The organism is Aeromonas sp. 604282 (genome assembly GCF_049170575.1).
In the GTDB taxonomy this organism is placed as follows: domain Bacteria; phylum Pseudomonadota; class Gammaproteobacteria; order Enterobacterales; family Aeromonadaceae; genus Aeromonas; species Aeromonas veronii_A.
In genome coordinates this window covers 1-18,215 of the sequence record NZ_JAAKMV010000023.1, presented here as the reverse complement: position 1 = coordinate 18,215, position 18,215 = coordinate 1, and the positions used below count along the sequence as shown (strand labels likewise).

18 protein-coding genes and 1 tRNA gene are annotated in these 18,215 nt (G+C 55.1%); all 19 read left to right on the top strand.

The window, feature by feature from the left end; genetic code table 11:
* Nucleotides 1-75, top strand: a 75-nt coding sequence (locus G5367_RS19890; protein WP_197724836.1) for a hypothetical protein, incomplete at its 5' end; no start/stop codon positions are given.
* Nucleotides 76-128: 53 nt separating this feature from the next.
* Nucleotides 129-205 (top strand) — tRNA-Trp (locus G5367_RS19885).
* Between the two features lie 60 nt (nt 206-265).
* Nucleotides 266-637 carry a preprotein translocase subunit SecE gene (gene secE / locus G5367_RS19880; RefSeq protein WP_005341843.1) on the top strand — a complete coding sequence of 124 codons (372 nt, stop codon included), beginning with the start codon at nt 266-268 and terminating at the stop codon, nt 635-637.
* Between the two features lie 33 nt (nt 638-670).
* The gene (nusG, locus tag G5367_RS19875) at nt 671-1,198 is read left to right on the top strand and encodes a transcription termination/antitermination protein NusG (protein ID WP_019840195.1); all 528 of its coding nucleotides are present in this window, start codon (nt 671-673) and stop codon (nt 1,196-1,198) included.
* 134 nt (nt 1,199-1,332) lie between these two features.
* A complete protein-coding gene (gene rplK, locus G5367_RS19870; RefSeq protein ID WP_005339887.1) occupies nt 1,333-1,761 on the top strand; it encodes a 50S ribosomal protein L11 in 429 nt (142 codons plus the stop codon).
* 4 nt (nt 1,762-1,765) lie between these two features.
* The gene (rplA, locus tag G5367_RS19865) at nt 1,766-2,467 is read left to right on the top strand and encodes a 50S ribosomal protein L1 (RefSeq protein WP_005339888.1); all 702 of its coding nucleotides are present in this window, start codon (nt 1,766-1,768) and stop codon (nt 2,465-2,467) included.
* A 256-nt stretch (nt 2,468-2,723) separates the two neighbouring features.
* Complete coding sequence (gene rplJ, locus G5367_RS19860) at nt 2,724-3,224, top strand: 50S ribosomal protein L10 (protein WP_005339895.1); 501 nt, start codon at nt 2,724-2,726, stop codon at nt 3,222-3,224.
* Between the two features lie 51 nt (nt 3,225-3,275).
* Nucleotides 3,276-3,638, top strand: a complete 363-nt coding sequence (gene rplL / locus G5367_RS19855; protein WP_005341840.1) for a 50S ribosomal protein L7/L12 — start codon at nt 3,276-3,278, stop codon at nt 3,636-3,638.
* Between the two features lie 224 nt (nt 3,639-3,862).
* Nucleotides 3,863-7,891: a DNA-directed RNA polymerase subunit beta gene (gene rpoB / locus G5367_RS19850; protein WP_005341838.1), complete on the top strand. Its 4,029-nt coding sequence runs from the start codon at nt 3,863-3,865 to the stop codon at nt 7,889-7,891.
* Nucleotides 7,892-7,982: 91 nt separating this feature from the next.
* Entirely contained in the window at nt 7,983-12,287 is a 4,305-nt protein-coding gene (gene rpoC / locus G5367_RS19845) for a DNA-directed RNA polymerase subunit beta' (RefSeq protein WP_100647045.1), read from the top strand.
* Nucleotides 12,288-12,481: 194 nt separating this feature from the next.
* Nucleotides 12,482-13,198, top strand: coding sequence for a helix-turn-helix transcriptional regulator (locus tag G5367_RS19840; protein ID WP_005339902.1), 717 nt, complete (start codon nt 12,482-12,484; stop codon nt 13,196-13,198).
* A 24-nt stretch (nt 13,199-13,222) separates the two neighbouring features.
* On the top strand, nt 13,223-13,603 hold the full coding sequence (locus G5367_RS19835) for a RidA family protein (RefSeq protein ID WP_019446597.1): 381 nt from the start codon (nt 13,223-13,225) through the stop codon (nt 13,601-13,603).
* Between the two features lie 84 nt (nt 13,604-13,687).
* The gene (gene tusD, locus G5367_RS19830; protein ID WP_266135192.1) at nt 13,688-14,080 is read left to right on the top strand and encodes a sulfurtransferase complex subunit TusD; all 393 of its coding nucleotides are present in this window, start codon (nt 13,688-13,690) and stop codon (nt 14,078-14,080) included.
* An 8-nt stretch (nt 14,081-14,088) separates the two neighbouring features.
* Nucleotides 14,089-14,448: a sulfurtransferase complex subunit TusC gene (gene tusC, locus G5367_RS19825; RefSeq protein ID WP_421245183.1), complete on the top strand. Its 360-nt coding sequence runs from the start codon at nt 14,089-14,091 to the stop codon at nt 14,446-14,448.
* A gap of 7 nt (nt 14,449-14,455) precedes the next feature.
* Nucleotides 14,456-14,734, top strand: coding sequence for a sulfurtransferase complex subunit TusB (gene tusB, locus G5367_RS19820; protein WP_005339909.1), 279 nt, complete (start codon nt 14,456-14,458; stop codon nt 14,732-14,734).
* A 182-nt stretch (nt 14,735-14,916) separates the two neighbouring features.
* Complete coding sequence (gene rpsL, locus G5367_RS19815) at nt 14,917-15,291, top strand: 30S ribosomal protein S12 (RefSeq protein WP_005306278.1); 375 nt, start codon at nt 14,917-14,919, stop codon at nt 15,289-15,291.
* Nucleotides 15,292-15,384: 93 nt separating this feature from the next.
* Nucleotides 15,385-15,855 (top strand): 30S ribosomal protein S7, encoded by a 471-nt coding sequence (gene rpsG, locus G5367_RS19810; RefSeq protein WP_005339911.1) that lies wholly within the window; start codon nt 15,385-15,387, stop codon nt 15,853-15,855.
* Nucleotides 15,856-15,930: 75 nt separating this feature from the next.
* Complete coding sequence (gene fusA / locus G5367_RS19805; protein ID WP_216979948.1) at nt 15,931-18,036, top strand: elongation factor G; 2,106 nt, start codon at nt 15,931-15,933, stop codon at nt 18,034-18,036.
* A 54-nt stretch (nt 18,037-18,090) separates the two neighbouring features.
* Nucleotides 18,091-18,215, top strand: a 125-nt coding sequence (locus tag G5367_RS19800; RefSeq protein ID WP_234887766.1) for a GTP-binding protein, incomplete at its 3' end; no start/stop codon positions are given.

The following is an 18,215-nucleotide window of genomic DNA, read 5'->3' as shown; positions in this document are numbered from 1 at the left end:
GACGGCCTGCGTTTCGCTATCCGTGAAGGTGGCCGTACCGTAGGTGCTGGTGTTGTAGCTAAAGTTATCGCTTAATCTTTGGCTTACATAAATAAAGCAAAGCCCCTATAATAGGGGCTTTCTTATGCAGGGGCGTAGTTCGAATTGGTAGAACAGCGGTCTCCAAAACCGATGGTTGCGGGTTCGAGTCCTGCCGCCCCTGCCATATACCTCGTCTCGTACGGGGCTTTTGTGTCTTTGGTTACGTCAGATACAGGTGGGTTGTATGAGTGTTAGTTCTGAGAACCAGGGCGGAAGCAAGGATACCCTGCTTTGGGGCCTGGTTTTCATTATCCTGGTGGCCGCTGTAGTAGGTAATTATCTGCTGAGCGATGTTATTGCTGCCGTCCGCGCCTTGGGTGTGGTCATTGTCATCGCTGCTGCTGGTGCAGTAGCCCTGCAAACCACCAAAGGGAAGGCAACACTGGCATTCGCCCGTGAGTCTCGCCTGGAAGTCCGCAAGGTCGTATGGCCAACCCGTCAGGAAGCCATTCAGACAACCCTGATTGTGCTGGCGGTGACCGCCGTGATGGGGCTGCTGCTGTTCGTTCTGGACGGCGCCTTGGTCTGGTTGGTTAACCTGATTACCGGTGTGTAAGGATAAGCCATGACTGAACAACGTGAACAGCGTATGAGATGGTATGTCGTGCAGGCGTTTTCCGGCTATGAAGGCCGTGTTGCCAAATCCCTGCGTGAACATATCAAGATGCATGGCATGGAAGACATGTTCGGTGAAGTACTAGTCCCGACCGAAGAAGTGGTCGAGATGCGTGCAGGCCAGAAGCGCAAGAGTGAGCGCAAGTTTTTCCCGGGTTATGTCCTGGTCCAGATGATCATGGATGAAACCACATGGCACCTGGTGCGTAACGTACCGCGTGTTATGGGCTTCATCGGCGGTACTTCCGACCGTCCGGCACCGATCTCCGACAAAGAGGCCGATGCCATCCTGAACCGTCTGCAGGATGCCCACGACAAGCCGCGTCCGAAAACCCTGTTTGAACCGGGTGAAATGGTGCGGGTTGCCGATGGTCCGTTTGCCGACTTCAACGGTACCGTTGAAGAGGTTGATTATGAGAAGAGCCGAGTGAAGGTTTCTGTACTGATCTTCGGTCGTTCTACTCCTGTTGAACTGGATTTTGGTCAGGTCGAAAAGGGCTGATTGAATTCTGTACGTTTAACGGTTGTCAGGGGCAGCGAATATCTCTATAATTCGCTGCCCCTTTATTAGTTGGGGAGCCGTTTGCAGGAGCAAGTCTCCGAGGCGCTAGAACCCATTTTTGAGGTATTTTCCTAATGGCTAAGAAAGTCACAGCTTATATCAAGCTGCAGGTTGCTGCTGGTGCAGCCAACCCGTCTCCTCCCGTTGGTCCTGCACTGGGTCAACACGGTGTTAACATCATGGAATTCTGTAAGGCGTTCAACGCTCGTACAGAGAAGCTGGAAAAAGGTTCACCGACCCCGGTCGTGATCACCGTTTACAGCGACCGTTCCTTCACCTTCGAAACCAAGACTCCGCCTGCTTCCTTCCTGCTGAAGAAAGCTGCTGGCATCAAGTCTGGTTCTTCCAAGCCGAACAAAGACAAGGTTGGTAAGGTGACCGTTGCCCAGCTGCAAGAAATCGCCAAGACCAAAGAGCCGGATATGACTGGTGCCGATCTGGATGCAAAAGTACGTTGCATCGCAGGCTCCGCTCGTTCCATGGGTCTGGTAGTGGAGGATTAAGACAATGGCTAAACTTTCCAAGCGTATGCGCGTTATTCGCGAAAAAGTTGACGGTACCAAAGAGTACTCCATCAACGAAGCCATTGCCCTGCTGAAAGAACTGGCTACCGCCAAGTTCGTTGAAAGCGTTGACGTTGCTGTCAACCTGGGTATCGACGCTCGTAAATCTGACCAGAACGTACGTGGTGCTACTGTACTGCCGCACGGTACCGGTCGTGACGTTCGCGTTGCCGTATTTACCCAAGGTGCCAACGCCGAAGCAGCTAAAGCTGCCGGTGCTGACCTGGTAGGTATGGATGACCTGGCCGATCTGGTCAAGAAAGGCGAGATGAACTTCGACGTAGTTATCGCATCCCCGGATGCCATGCGCGTTGTTGGTCAACTGGGTCAAATCCTGGGCCCGCGCGGCCTGATGCCTAACCCGAAAGTTGGTACTGTAACCCCGAACGTTGCCGAAGCCGTCAAGAACGCCAAGGCTGGTCAGGTTCGTTACCGTAACGACAAGAATGGTATCATCCATACCACTCTGGGTAAGGTTTCTTTCAACGAAGTTCAGCTGAAAGAAAACTTGGAAGCTCTGCTGGTTGCCCTGAAAAAAGGCAAGCCCTCTTCCGCCAAAGGTCAATTCATCAAGAAAGTCAGCATCTCCACCACCATGGGTGCCGGTGTTGCCGTAGACCAAGCTTCTCTGGAAGCTCAGGCCTAATTGATGGGTTTTACAAGGCGCAAAATTTAATCTATAATTTTGCGCCTTGATTGGTTGGGGGTTTCGACCTCCGTCCAAGACCGCAGGAGGCTGCAAAGCCTTAATGTTTCCTGCGTAGACGGTGCCGGAAACCCAGCGAGAAAGATTCTTTCTCTTCTGGAATCCTGCTACCGCATCGTTCCCCTCTGTTGTAAAGGTAGGGGGGATGTGTCAGTACTGGGTCATTTGACCCGGATTCAATCCAGGAGTTAAGCCAATGGCATTGGGACTCGAAGACAAAAAGGCAATTGTTGCTGAAGTCAACGAAGCTGCCAAAGGCGCTCTTTCTGCAGTTGTTGCCGATTCTCGCGGTGTCACTGTAGACAAGATGACCGTCCTGCGTAAAACCGCTCGTGAAGCCGGTGTGTACATGCGCGTTGTGCGTAACACCCTGCTGCGTCGCGCGGTAGAAGGTACCGAATACGAGTGCCTGAACGACGCATTTACCGGTCCTACCTTGATTGCTTTCTCTAACGAACACCCGGGCGCTGCTGCTCGTCTGTTCAAAGAGTTTGCCAAAGCGAACCAAAAGTTCGAAATCAAGGCTGGCGCTTTTAACGGTGAGTTTATCGCCGCAGCACAAATTGATCGTCTGGCCACGCTGCCGACTTACGAAGAAGCAATTGCGAAGTTGATGGCGACTATGAAAGAAGCCTCTGCTGGCAAGCTGGTTCGTACTATCGCTGCTGTTCGCGACCAGAAACAAGCTGCTGCTTGATTCTCGCCTATTTAGGCTGTTTGAGTTTATTCAACATCAGGAATTTTTGTCATGTCTATCACTAAAGACCAAATCATCGAAGCCGTTGCTTCCATGTCCGTAATGGAAGTTGTTGAGCTGATCGAAGCTATGGAAGAGAAGTTCGGTGTTTCTGCCGCTGTTGCTGTTGCTGCCGGTCCGGCCGCTGAAGCAGTAGAAGAGAAGACCGAGTTCGACGTAGTTCTGACTGCTGCCGGTGCCAACAAAGTTGCCGTCATCAAAGCCGTTCGTGGCGCTACCGGTCTGGGCCTGAAAGAAGCCAAAGATCTGGTAGAAGCTGCTCCGGCTAACCTGAAAGAAGCCGTCTCCAAAGACGAAGCTGAAGCTCTGAAGAAAGAGCTGGAAGCTGCCGGTGCTTCTGTTGAGATCAAATAATCTGCATTTATGTAGATTAGCCTGATAAAACAGGCTAGGGCTGGTGAATTTTTGTTCACCAGCCTTTTTGCGCTGTAGACTGAGAGCATTTCACACCGTTTACGACTCTCGGTGCACCAGCAATCCGGACTGTCTTCTTTCGTCCGGGCCAACACAAAACGGTGTTGAGACAGAGCTGTCCCGCGGGACAGAGTGGGTCACTTATCAGCGAGCTGAGGAACCCTATGGTTTACTCTTATACCGAAAAAAAACGCATTCGTAAGGACTTCGGTAAGCGAGACCAGGTACTGGACACGCCTTATCTGTTGTCCATTCAGCTGGACTCCTTCAAGCAGTTCATCGAGGCTGACCCGGAAGGTGAATATGGCCTAGAGGCCGCTTTCCGTAGCGTTTTCCCGATCACCAGTTACTCCGGTAGTGCTGAGCTTCAGTATGTCAGCTATCGCCTGGGTGAGCCGGTATTTGACGTAAAAGAATGCCAGATCCGTGGAGTGACCTACTCCGCGCCGCTGCGTGTCAAGCTTCGTATGGTTCTGTACGACCGTGAAGCAGCTGCCGGCACCGTCAAAGACATCAAGGAACAAGAAGTATACATGGGCGAAATTCCGCTCATGACCGAGAACGGTACCTTTGTTATCAATGGTACCGAGCGGGTTATCGTTTCCCAGCTGCACCGCAGCCCGGGCGTCTTCTTCGACCACGATAAAGGCAAGACACATTCATCCGGTAAGGTGTTGTATAACGCCCGCGTTATCCCCTACCGTGGCTCCTGGCTGGACTTCGAGTTCGATGCGAAAGACAACCTGTTTGTCCGTATCGACCGTCGTCGCAAACTGCCGGCATCCATCATTCTGCGCGCCCTGGACTTCACTTCCGAAGAGATCCTGGCCACCTTCTTCGAAACCATCGGTTTCGAGGTCAAAGATGGCAAGTTGATGATGGATCTGGTGCCGGAGCGCCTGCGTGGCGAAACTGCGACCTTCGACATCGTGGCCAATGGTGCCGTGGTTGTTGAAACCGGTCGTCGTGTGACTGCCCGTCACATCCGTCAGCTGGAAAAAGATGCTGTTACCCAGATTGAGGTACCGGTTGAGTACGTTGTTGGCAAAGTTGCTGCCAAGGACTACGCACATCCGCAAACTGGCGAACTGGTAGTGGCAGCCAACCAGGCTCTGAGCCTGGAAGCGATTGCCAACCTGTCCCAGGCCGGCTTCAAGCATTTCGAGGTTCTGTTCACCAACGAACTGGACCACGGTGCCTACATGTCCGAGACCCTGCGCGTCGATTCCAGCACCAACCGTCTGGAAGCGCTGGTAGAAATCTACCGCATGATGCGTCCGGGCGAGCCGCCGACACGTGAAGCAGCAGAGCAGTTGTTCGAAAACCTGTTCTTCTCTGCCGAACGTTACGACCTGTCTACCGTAGGTCGGATGAAGTTCAACCGCCGTCTGGGTCGTGAAGACGAGACTGGCGCTGGCGTTCTGACCAAAGACGACATCGTCGATGTAATGAAGCGCCTGATCGACATCCGTAACGGTAACGACGAAGTGGACGATATCGACCACCTGGGTAACCGTCGTATCCGTTCTGTCGGTGAAATGGCTGAAAACCAGTTCCGCGTCGGTCTGGTGCGTGTCGAGCGTGCGGTCAAGGAGCGTCTCTCCCTGGGCGACCTGGACACCCTGATGCCGCAGGATCTGATCAACGCCAAGCCGATCTCCGCCGCAGTCAAAGAGTTCTTTGGTTCCAGCCAGCTGTCCCAGTTTATGGACCAGAACAACCCGCTGTCCGAAGTGACCCACAAGCGCCGTATCTCTGCGCTGGGCCCGGGCGGTTTGACTCGTGAGCGTGCCGGCTTTGAAGTCCGAGACGTACACCCGACCCACTATGGTCGTCTGTGCCCGATCGAGACTCCTGAAGGTCCGAACATCGGTCTGATCAACTCCCTGTCCGTGTACTCTCGTACCAACGAGTACGGTTTCCTCGAGACCCCGTACCGCAAGGTCATTGACGGTGTGATCACCGACGAAGTGGACTACCTGTCTGCTATTGAAGAAGGCAAGTACGTGATCGCACAGGCTAACGCCGCGACCACCGAAGATGGCCGTCTGAAAGATGAATTGATCCCGTGCCGTCATAAAGGTGAATCCACCTTTATGAACGCCGACCAGATCCAGTATATGGACGTGAGTCCGCAGCAGATCGTATCTGTGGCAGCCGCTCTGATCCCGTTCCTGGAACACGATGACGCGAACCGCGCATTGATGGGTTCAAACATGCAACGTCAGGCTGTACCGACTCTGCGTGCTGACAAGCCGCTGGTAGGTACCGGTATGGAACGCGCTGTGGCCGTTGACTCCGGTGTAACCGTAGTTGCCAAGCGTGGCGGCATGATCGACTACGTCGATGCCTCCCGTATCGTTATCAAGGTAAATGAAGATGAGCTGATGCCAGGCGAAGCCGGTATCGACATCTACAACCTGACCAAATACACCCGTTCCAACCAGAACACCTGTATCAATCAGCGTCCTTGCGTGATGTTGGGTGAGCCGGTCATGGCTGGCGACGTATTGGCTGACGGCCCGTCCACCGATCTGGGTGAACTGGCTCTGGGTCAGAACATGCGCGTCGCGTTCATGCCGTGGAACGGTTACAACTTCGAAGACTCGATCCTGGTGAACGAGCGTGTTGTTCAGGAAGATCGCCTGACCACCATCCATATCCAGGAACTGGCCTGTATCTCCCGTGACACCAAGCTGGGTCCGGAAGAGATCACTGCTGACATCCCGAACGTGGGTGAAGCCGCTCTGTCCAAGCTGGACGAGTCCGGTATCGTCTACGTGGGTGCCGAAGTGAAGGGCGGCGACATTCTGGTTGGTAAGGTAACGCCGAAAGGTGAAACCCAGCTGACTCCGGAAGAGAAGCTGCTGCGCGCCATCTTCGGTGAGAAGGCGTCCGACGTGAAGGACTCCTCCCTGCGTGTACCGAACGGTGTGTACGGTACTGTGGTTGACGTGCAAGTCTTTACCCGCGATGGCGTGGAAAAAGACAAGCGCGCCAAAGAAATCGAAGAGATGCAGCTGAAGGAAGCGAAGAAGGACTTGACCGAAGAGTTCAAGATCCTGGAAGACGGCATTTTCGGCCGCTCCCGCAACCTGCTGCTGGCCGCCGGTTACAGCGAAGATCGTCTGAACAAGCTGGAGCGTTCCAAGTGGTTTGAACTGGCCATCGAAGATGAAGCCAAGCAGACCGAACTGGAGCAGATCGCTGAACAGCACGTTGAGCTGAAAGCCGAGTTCGACAAGAAGTTCGAGAACAAGCGTCGCAAGATTATCCAGGGTGATGATCTGGCGCCGGGCGTACTGAAAATCGTCAAGGTTTATCTGGCAGTCAAGCGTCGCATCCAGCCGGGTGACAAGATGGCGGGCCGTCACGGTAACAAGGGTGTTATCTCCAAGATCTGTCCGGTCGAGGATATGCCTCATGACGAGTTCGGCCGTCCGGTCGACATCGTACTGAACCCGTTGGGCGTACCATCCCGTATGAACATCGGTCAGATCCTCGAAGTGCACCTGGGCCTTGCGGCCAAGGGGATCGGCGAGAAGATCGATCGCATGGTCAAAGAGCAGCGCGAGCTGCACGAGATGCGCAACTTCCTGCAACAGGTCTACGACCTGGGCGAGAAGGACACCCAGCAAGTGAACATCGCCGAACTGTCTGATGACGACGTACGTACCCTAGTGGGTAACCTGCGTAAGGGTCTGCCGGTTGCTACTCCAGTGTTTGATGGTGCCAAAGAGCGCGAAATCAAAGCCCTGCTGAAGCTGGCCGATCTGCCGGAGTCCGGTCAGATTGATCTGTTCGATGGCCGTACCGGTAACCGCTTCGAGCGTAAAGTAACCGTTGGTTACATGTACATGCTCAAGCTGAACCACTTGGTCGACGACAAGATGCACGCGCGTTCTACCGGTTCTTACAGCCTGGTTACCCAGCAGCCGCTGGGTGGTAAGGCTCAGTTCGGTGGTCAGCGTTTCGGTGAGATGGAAGTGTGGGCCCTGGAGGCTTACGGTGCGGCATATACCCTGCAGGAAATGCTGACCGTCAAGTCTGACGATGTGAATGGCCGTACCAAGATGTATAAGAACATCGTGGATGGCGACCACCGTATGGAGCCGGGCATGCCCGAATCCTTCAACGTATTGCTGAAGGAAATCCGCTCTCTGGGTATCAACATCGAGCTGGACGAAGAGTAAGAGCTCGCTCTTATTGTTCGAGAATTGACGTGGGCGCCCCGCTGTTTTGGCAGCCGGGGCGCCGAGGTTAGACTCCTGACAGGGGAAACACGTGAAAGACTTACTCAAGTTTTTGAAGGCTCAGACCAAGACCGAAGAGTTTGACAGTATCAAGATCGGTCTGGCCTCTCCTGACATGATCCGCTCCTGGTCATTCGGTGAGGTCAAAAAGCCTGAGACCATCAACTACCGGACTTTCAAGCCGGAGCGTGATGGTCTGTTCTGCGCCCGTATCTTCGGACCGGTGAAGGACTACGAGTGTCTGTGCGGCAAGTACAAGCGCCTGAAACACCGTGGTGTGATCTGTGAGAAGTGCGGCGTTGAAGTGACCCAGACCAAGGTCCGTCGTGAGCGTATGGGCCACATCGAGCTGGCCAGCCCGACTGCCCACATCTGGTTCCTGAAGTCCCTGCCGTCCCGTATCGGTCTGCTTCTGGACATGACCCTGCGCGACATCGAACGCGTGCTCTACTTCGAATCTTTCGTAGTTATCGAGCCGGGCATGACCAACCTCGAACGCAGCCAGATGCTCTCCGAAGAGCAGTACCTGGATGCGCTGGAAGAGTGGGGCGACGAATTTGACGCCAAGATGGGTGCCGAAGCAATCCTGGCATTGCTGCGCGCCATCGATCTGGAAGGTGAAGTCAAAGCGATGCGTGAGGAGCTGGATCAGACCAACTCCGAGACCAAACGCAAGAAGACCACCAAGCGTCTGAAGCTGATGGAAGCTTTCCTGCAGTCCGGCAACAAGCCGGAGTGGATGATCATGACAGTGCTGCCTGTGCTGCCGCCGGACCTGCGTCCGCTGGTACCGCTGGACGGCGGCCGTTTCGCGACTTCCGATCTGAACGATCTGTACCGTCGCGTGATCAACCGTAACAACCGCTTGAAGCGTCTGCTGGATCTGGCTGCTCCGGACATCATCGTGCGCAACGAAAAGCGTATGCTGCAAGAGTCCGTCGATGCGCTGCTGGATAACGGCCGTCGCGGTCGTGCCATCACCGGTTCCAACAAGCGCCCGCTGAAATCCCTGGCCGATATGATCAAGGGTAAGCAGGGTCGTTTCCGTCAGAACCTGCTCGGTAAGCGTGTCGACTACTCCGGTCGTTCCGTTATCACCGTAGGCCCGACTCTGCGTCTGCATCAGTGCGGTCTGCCGAAGAAGATGGCGCTGGAACTGTTCAAGCCGTTCATCTATGGCAAGCTGGAAACCCGCGGTCTGGCGACCACTATCAAGGCCGCCAAGAAGATGGTGGAGCGCGAGGAAGCTGTCGTTTGGGATATCCTGGACGAAGTGATCCGCGAGCACCCGGTTCTGCTGAACCGTGCACCGACCCTGCACCGTCTGGGTATCCAGGCATTCGAACCGACTCTGGTCGAAGGCAAGGCAATCCAGCTGCACCCGCTGGTTTGTGCTGCGTATAACGCGGACTTCGATGGTGACCAGATGGCGGTCCACGTACCGCTGACCCTGGAAGCCCAGCTGGAAGCGCGTGCGCTGATGATGTCTACCAACAACATCCTGTCGCCAGCCTCCGGTGAGCCGATCATCGTTCCTTCTCAGGACGTGGTCTTGGGTCTGTACTACATGACCCGCGCCCGCATCAATGCGAAGGGTGAAGGTATGGTGCTGTCCGGCCCGAAAGAGGCCGAGAAAGTGTACCGTGCTGGTCTGGCCGACCTGCATGCTCGCGTCAAGTGCCGCATCACCGAGTACGTGAAGAACGAAGCCGGTGAGCTGGTTGCCAAGACCGAGATGAAGAACACCACCGTTGGTCGTGCGATCCTGAGCCTGATCCTGCCGAAAGGTATGGAATACGCCCTGATCGACGAGCCGAAGGTGCTGACTGCTGCCGAGCAGGCCGATCTGGAAGCCAATCCGCAGAACTGGATCAAATGCGTATCCAACAAGGCGCTGGGCAAAAAGCTCATCTCCCGTCTGCTGAACACCTGCTATCGCAAGCAGGGGCTGAAGGACACCGTTATCTTCGCTGACCAGCTGATGTATACCGGTTTCCACTACGCGGCGCTGTCCGGTGCTTCCGTTGGTATCGATGACATGGTCATCCCGGATGCCAAGAAAGACATCATCGCGTCTGCCGAAGCCGAAGTTGCCGAGATCCAGGACCAGTTCCTGTCCGGTCTGGTAACTGCGGGCGAACGTTACAACAAGGTTATCGATATCTGGGCCAGCGCCAACGAGCGCGTCTCCAAGGCCATGATGGAGAACTTGTCCAAAGAGCGTAACGTCAACTCGCTGGGTGAAGAAGAAGAGCAGGCCTCGTTCAACAGCATCTTTATGATGGCCGACTCTGGTGCGCGGGGTTCCGCCGCCCAGATCCGTCAGCTGGCCGGTATGCGTGGCCTGATGGCCAAGCCGGATGGCTCCATCATCGAGACTCCGATCATCGCGAACTTCCGCGAAGGTCTGAACGTACTGCAGTACTTTATCTCTACCCACGGTGCTCGTAAGGGTCTGGCGGATACTGCACTGAAGACTGCGAACTCCGGTTACCTGACTCGTCGTCTGGTAGACGTGGCGCAGGACATGGTGATCACCGAGGACGATTGCGGCACTACCGACGGTCTGTGGATGACTCCGCTGATCGAGGGTGGCGACGTGGTCGAGCCGCTGCGTGAACGCGTGCTGGGTCGTGTGGTGGCAGAAGATGTCATCAAGCCGGGTACCGAGGACGAGATCCTGGTTGCTCGCAACACCCTGCTCGACGAGCAGCTGTGTGACCTGCTGGAACGCAACTCCGTTGACCGTGTGAAGGTTCGTTCTGCCATCACCTGTGAAACCGACTTCGGTAACTGTGCTCACTGCTACGGCCGTGATCTGGCCCGTGGTCACCTGGTTAACAAGGGTGAGGCTGTCGGTGTTATCGCCGCCCAGTCCATCGGTGAACCGGGTACCCAGCTGACGATGCGTACGTTCCACATCGGTGGTGCTGCATCTCGTGCCGCTGCTGAAAGCAGCATCCAGGTCAAGAACACAGGTACCATCAAGCTGCAGAACGCCAAGTTCGTTCACAACAGCGATGACAAACTGGTTATCACCTCACGTTCTACCGAACTGACCATCATGGACGACATGGGCCGTACCAAGGAAAGCCACAAGCTGCCTTACGGTTCTGTACTGGAAGTGAAGGACGGCCAGGCCGTGAGTGCTGGCGAGACCGTTGCCAATTGGGATCCGCACACCCACCCGATCATCACCGAAGTGGCAGGTCGCCTGCAGTTCGAACACATGATCGATGGTGTGACCATCACTCGTCAGACCGACGAGCTGACCGGTCTCTCTTCTATCGTTGTTCTGGACGTCAACGAGCGTCCGAGCGCCGGTAAAGAGATGCGTCCGACCGTTAAACTGGTCGACCTGAACGGCAAAGACGTGATGATCCCGGGTACCGATGTAGCCGCCCAGTACTTCCTGCCGGGCAAGGCGATCGTGAACCTGGAAGATGGTGCCAACGTGGGCGTGGGTGACGCGGTAGCGCGTATCCCGCAAGAGTCCGGCGGTACCAAGGACATCACCGGTGGTCTGCCGCGCGTTGCGGATCTGTTCGAAGCACGTCAACCGAAGGAACCGGCAATTCTGGCCGAGATCTCCGGTACCATCTCCTTCGGGAAAGAGACCAAGGGCAAACGCCGTCTGGTCATTACCCCGACCGATGGTGGCAACGTCTACGAAGAGATGATTCCGAAGTGGCGTAACCTGAACGTGTTCGAAGGTGAAAAAGTTGAGAAGGGTGAAGTGCTGGCAGACGGTCCTGAGTCTGCTCACGACATCCTGCGTCTGCGCGGTATCAGCCCGGTCGCCAACTACATCGCCAACGAAGTGCAGGACGTTTACCGTCTGCAAGGCGTTAAGATCAACGACAAGCACATCGAAGTCATCGTTCGTCAGATGCTGCGCAAGTGCGAGATCCTGAGCGCTGGCGATACCGATCTGATCGAAGGCGAACAGGTTGAAGTGGCTCGCGTGAAGATTGCCAACCGTAAGCTGGTTGCCGAGGGCAAGACCCCTGCGACCTACCGTCATGTACTGATGGGTATTACCAAGGCATCTCTGAGCACCGAGTCCTTCATCTCCGCAGCTTCCTTCCAGGAAACCACTCGCGTTCTGACCGAAGCCGCCGTAGGTGGCAAGCGTGATGAACTGCGTGGTCTGAAAGAGAACGTCATCGTGGGTCGTCTGATCCCGGCTGGTACCGGCTTTGCCTACCACCATAGCCGGATCAACCAGCGTGCTGCCGCAGCTCGTGCTGTTGGCACCCCGCAGGTGACCGCTGATGAAGCGGAGCAGAACCTGGCGGATCTGCTGAACGCAGCCGGTAGCTTCGACGAAGAGTAACTCGTCATCCGTGATTAAAAAGGGCTCCTTCAAGGAGCCCTTTTTGTTGGCCAATTCCTCGGCAAAGGTAGACGCAGCGCGGGTTTCAGGATGATCCAGAGCAAAGTTGTAGAGTAAAAAATCAAAAAAAGTTGACTTTACTCCCCTGCAATTTAAAACTCGGGAAAGTTGAATGGTTATTACAGGGGTAGAACATGACTGTCGGTATCGAGGAAGCCATGCTTCCCGAAGAACAGCTGATCAGCCGCACTTTTACAGATGAAGACAGGGAATTGTTGCGCTCATACGATGGGCTCATCGATGGCTTGGCCGAGCTGTTCGGCAAGCATTGTGAAGTGGTACTCCACTCCCTGGAAAATCTGCATGAGTCGGTGATCAAGATCGCCAACGGCTTCAATACCGGACGCACCCTCGGGGCGCCCATCACCGATCTCGCCCTGCGCATGCTCAAGGACATCGAGAGCACCGGCCAGGATTACACCCAGAGCTATTTCGCTCGCAGCCGTACCGGCGCCCTGATGAAGTCGAGCACCATAGCCATTCGCAACAGCGAGCGGCAAGTGGTGGGGCTTATCTGCATCAACCTGCACATCAATGCGCCTTTCCACGAGTTCGTGGCCGAATTTTTCCCGACGCCCCAGCAGGCGGCGCGCCAGTCACCAGAGACCTTCGCCAACAGCGTGGAAGAGCTGGTTGCCCAGACGGTGGATAACACCATCGACGAGATCAATCGCGATCCCACCGTGGCCAACAATGCCAAGAACCGCTTCATCGTGACCCAGCTGTTCGAGAAGGGCATTTTCGATATCAAGGATTCGATCAATCTGGTGGCGGACAAACTCAATATTTCAAAACATACCGTTTATCTTTACATCCGACAGCGCAAGCAGGGTGAAGACGAGAACGAGTAACTCATTCCAGAAGGGGATAGATGAATGGCTAAAGAAGTGATTGCAACCGACAAGGCGCCTGCCGCGATTGGTCCGTATGTTCAGGCTACCAAGGTTGGCGAGATGATCTTCACCTCCGGGCAGATCCCGCTCGATCCTGCCACCATGGAGATCGTGGCCGGAGGCATCGAAGAGCAGGCCGAACGGGTGATGAAGAATCTGGTCGCCGTGTTGCAAGCTGCCGGTGCCGATGCCAGCAAAGTGGTCAAAACCACCTGCTTCCTGAGTGACATGAACAACTTCGTTGCTTTCAATCAGGTCTATGCCCGCTACTTTGGCGATGCGGCGCCAGCCCGCTCCTGCGTGGAGGTGGCCCGTCTGCCGAAAGATGTGCTGGTCGAGGTCGAGGCGATTGCCCATCTCTGATCAACAGATCGAATCAAGCCCCTCCTGGCAGGGGCTTTTTTGTTTTTGGCGTAAAATGGACCGGGTCAGCACAGGAGTCCTGCTATGAGTCTGAGTTTTGCCATTCTGGTCACGGGGCCTGCCTATGGCACCCAATCGGCCAGCACAGCCTATCGTTTTGCCCGCGCCCTGTTGGCGCAGGGGCATACCTTGTCCCACCTGTTTTTCTATCAGGACGGGGTCTGCAACGGCAACGGTCTGCATCTGCCAGCATCCGATGAGACTGACCTGGTGCGTCTGTGGCGAGAGCTGGCAGAAGAGCAGGGGATCCGTATCGACGTCTGCGTCGCTGCCGCCATGCGGCGCGGTGTGCTCGATGAGCAGGAGGCCAAGGGGGCAGGGCAGGCACACTTCAATCTACAAGCGCCATTTTGCCTGAGCGGTCTGGGCCAGTTGGCCGAGGCGGCGCTCACCGCCGATCGGTTGGTTCAGTTCTAGGGGGAGTCATGAGCAAGAAAATCGCCTTTATCTGCAGTCGTGGCCCCCATGGCTATGCCGCCGGCCGGGAAGGACTGGATGCCCTGCTGGCCACCTCGGCCATGACCGATGAGCTGGCCCTCTTCCTGATTGGGGACGGCGTACTGCAACTGCTCAAGGAGCAGCAGCCTGCCGCCATTTTGCAGCGCCACTACGCACCCACCTTCAAGATGCTGGAACTCTACGACATCGAAGAGGTCTATGTTTGTGCTGACTCGCTGGCAGAGCGTGGCGTGACTGTGGATGATCTGCTGATCCCCGTTGAGAGTCTGCCGCGCCAGGAACTGGCTCGGCGCTGGGCACAATGTTCGACTCACATCAGCTTTTGAGGTCTCCATGTTGCATCTGATATTGAACTCCCCTTTTCAGAGTCAGGCTCTGGCAGAGGCGCTCTCATACCTTCAGCCCGAGGATGAGCTGGTACTGATGCAGGATGCCGTGATTGCGGCATCGGCTCCCCAGTGGAGCGCGCGGCTGGCGGGTATCCCGCTTTATGTGATGCAGGAAGATCTGCAAGCTCGCGGTTTGCAGCATCGGGTGGGCAATGTGCTCGATATGGCGGGTCTGGTGGCACTGATTGCGCAAAAAGGTTCTCCGCGCACCTGGGGTGGCTGAGAAGCATATTTTCAAGAAAATTCAAGGTGATGTTGTGAAATCAAACGGATCCGAATTGCCCTTTTGTGACGCAAATTGTATAAATCTTGACTCCCCAGACAACAGGGCATAAAATTTCGCGTCCCCGTATCTGCGGGGAGGATTTTCCACACGTTTATGAAGTCATTATCAGGAGCCTTTTGATGGCAACTATTAACCAGTTGGTTCGCAAGCCACGCATCAAGCTCGTTGTGAAAAGCAACGTGCCGGCGCTGGAAGCGTGCCCTCAGAAGCGTGGCGTATGCACTCGTGTATATACCACCACCCCGAAGAAGCCTAACTCTGCACTGCGTAAAGTGTGCCGTGTACGTCTGACCAACGGCTTCGAAGTCACCTCCTACATCGGTGGTGAAGGTCACAACCTGCAAGAGCACTCTGTTGTTCTGATCCGTGGCGGTCGTGTAAAAGACTTGCCAGGTGTTCGTTATCACACCGTTCGTGGTGCGTTGGACTGTGCCGGTGTTAAAGACCGTAAGCAGGCTCGCTCCAAGTATGGCGTGAAGCGTCCTAAAGCTTAATGGTTCTCCGTTAAGTAAGGCCAAACGTTAATTCGTTTCTAGTTAGATAGCTTTCTAGTTTTGGGTAATCCCTGAAGTTACGGAGAATTTGAAATGCCAAGACGTCGTGTTGTTGGTCAGCGTAAAATCCTGCCAGATCCCAAGTTCGGATCAGAGCTGCTGGCTAAATTTGTCAACGTAGTAATGGTTGACGGTAAGAAATCTGTTGCAGAAGCCATTGTTTATGGCGCCCTGGACATCATTGCCACCAAATCTGGCAAAGAGCACCTGGCCGTATTCGAAGAAGCTCTGGATAACATTCGTCCGGCGGTCGAGGTTAAATCTCGTCGCGTCGGTGGTGCAACCTATCAGGTGCCGGTAGAAGTTCGTCCGGTACGTCGCAATGCCCTGGCAATGCGCTGGTTGGTTGATGCCGCTCGTAAACGTGGTGAAAAATCAATGGCTCAGCGTCTGGCTGGCGAGCTGCTGGATGCCGCTGACAATAAGGGTTCGTCTGTCAAGAAACGTGAAGACGTTCACCGTATGGCTGAAGCGAACAAAGCCTTCGCTCACTTCCGCTGGTAATCCGCTTGCGCAGGGTCTTCTGACTCTGCGCACCTTTAATTATCTAGGGACAAGCGCCTTAGTAAGAGGATGACAATGGCTCGTACAACCCCCATTGAGCGTTATCGTAACATCGGTATCTCCGCTCACATTGACGCCGGTAAGACTACTACTACCGAGCGCGTACTGTTTTACACCGGTGTAAGTCACAAGATCGGTGAAGTTCACGATGGCGCTGCCACCATGGACTGGATGGAACAGGAACAAGAGCGTGGTATCACCATCACCTCCGCCGCGACCACCGCTTTCTGGTCCGGTATGGGTAAACAGTTCCAACCGCACCGTATCAACATCATCGATACCCCGGGCCACGTTGACTTTACTATCGAAGTAGAGCGTTCAATGCGTGTTCTGGACGGTGCCGTGATGGTGTACTGTGCCGTAGGTGGCGTACAGCCACAGTCTGAAACCGTATGGCGTCAGGCTAACAAGTACAAGGTTCCCCGTATCGCGTTCGTCAACAAGATGGACCGTACCGGTGCCAACTTCCTGCGTTGTGTTGAGCACATCAAGACCCGTCTGAAAGGCAACCCGGTTCCGCTTCAGCTGAACATCGGCTCTGAAGAGAACTTCAAGGGCGTTGTTGACCTGGTCAAGATGAAGGCCATCAACTGGAACGAAGCTGACCAGGGCGTCACCTTCGACTACGAAGATGTGCCGGCCGAGCTGCTGGAACAGGCGCAAGAAATGCGCATGAATCTGGTTGAAGCCGCTGCTGAAGCGTCTGAAGACCTGATGGAAAAATACCTGGGCGGCGAAGAGCTGACCGAGGAAGAGATCAAAGGTGCTCTGCGTCAGCGCGTGCTGAACAACGAAATCATCCTGGTAACCTGTGGCTCCGCGTTCAAGAACAAGGGCGTACAGGCAATGCTGGATGCCGTGATCGAGTACCTGCCGGCTCCGACCGACGTTGCTGCTATCGACGGCCTGAAAATGGACGGCGAGACCAAAGACGAGCGTCACGCTTCTGATGACGAGCCGTTCTCTGCTCTGGCGTTCAAGATCGCTACCGACCCGTTCGTTGGTAACCTGACCTTCTTCCGTGTCTACTCTGGCGTGATCAACTCCGGTGACACCGTGCTGAACTCCGTCAAGGACAAGCGCGAGCGCTTTGGCCGTATCGTTCAGATGCATGCCAACAAGCGTGAAGAGATCAAAGAAGTACGCGCTGGTGACATCGCTGCAGCCATCGGTCTGAAAGACGTGACCACTGGTGACACCCTGTGTGACCCGAACGCACCGATCATCCTCGAGCGTATGGAATTCCCGGAGCCGGTAATTTCTATCGCGGTTGAGCCGAAAACCAAGGCTGACCAGGAGAAGATGGGTCTGGCACTGGGCCGTCTGGCTCAGGAAGATCCGTCCTTCCGCGTATGGACTGACGAAGAGTCAGGTCAAACCATCATCGCCGGTATGGGTGAGCTGCACCTGGACATCATCGTTGACCGTATGCGTCGCGAGTTCAAGGTTGAAGCCAACGTAGGTAAGCCGCAGGTTGCCTACCGTGAAACCATCCGTACCACCGTTAAAGACATCGAAGGCAAGCATGCCAAGCAGTCTGGTGGTCGCGGTCAGTACGGTCATGTTGTTATCGACATGTACCCGCTGGAAGAAGGCAAAGCCTACGAATTCGTCAACGACATCAAAGGTGGTGTCATTCCTGGTGAATTCATCCCGGGTGTTGATAAAGGTATCCGTGAGCAGCTCAAATCTGGTCCGCTGGCTGGTTACCCGGTTATGGATCTGGGTGTGCGTCTGCACTTCGGTTCTTACCACGATGTCGACTCTTCCGAACTGGCGTTCAAAATCGCTGCTTCCATGGCCTTTAAGGCTGGCTTCATGAAAGCCAACCCGGTTCTGCTCGAGCCGATCATGAAAGTAGAAGTTGAAACTCCGGAAGATTACATGGGCGACGTGATCGGTGACCTGAACCGTCGTCGTGGCCTGATCGAAGGTATGGAAGATGGCCCGTCCGGCAAGATCGTACGTGCTCTGGTGCCGCTGGCCGAAATGTTCGGTTATGCAACTGCACTGCGTTCCGCTACCCAAGGTCGTGCTTCCTACGCCATGGAATTCGCCAAGTATCACGATGCACCGACCAACGTTGCACAAGCCGTGATCGAAGAGCGCAAATCCAAGTAATTTAAGATTCCCCGCCTACGACGGTAGGCGGGTTTAACCTAGAAGGACTACGTCGTGTCTAAAGAAAAATTTGAGCGTAATAAACCGCACGTAAACGTCGGCACCATCGGCCACGTTGACCACGGTAAAACCACCCTGACTGCAGCTATCACCAACGTGCTGGCCAAGCACTTCGGTGG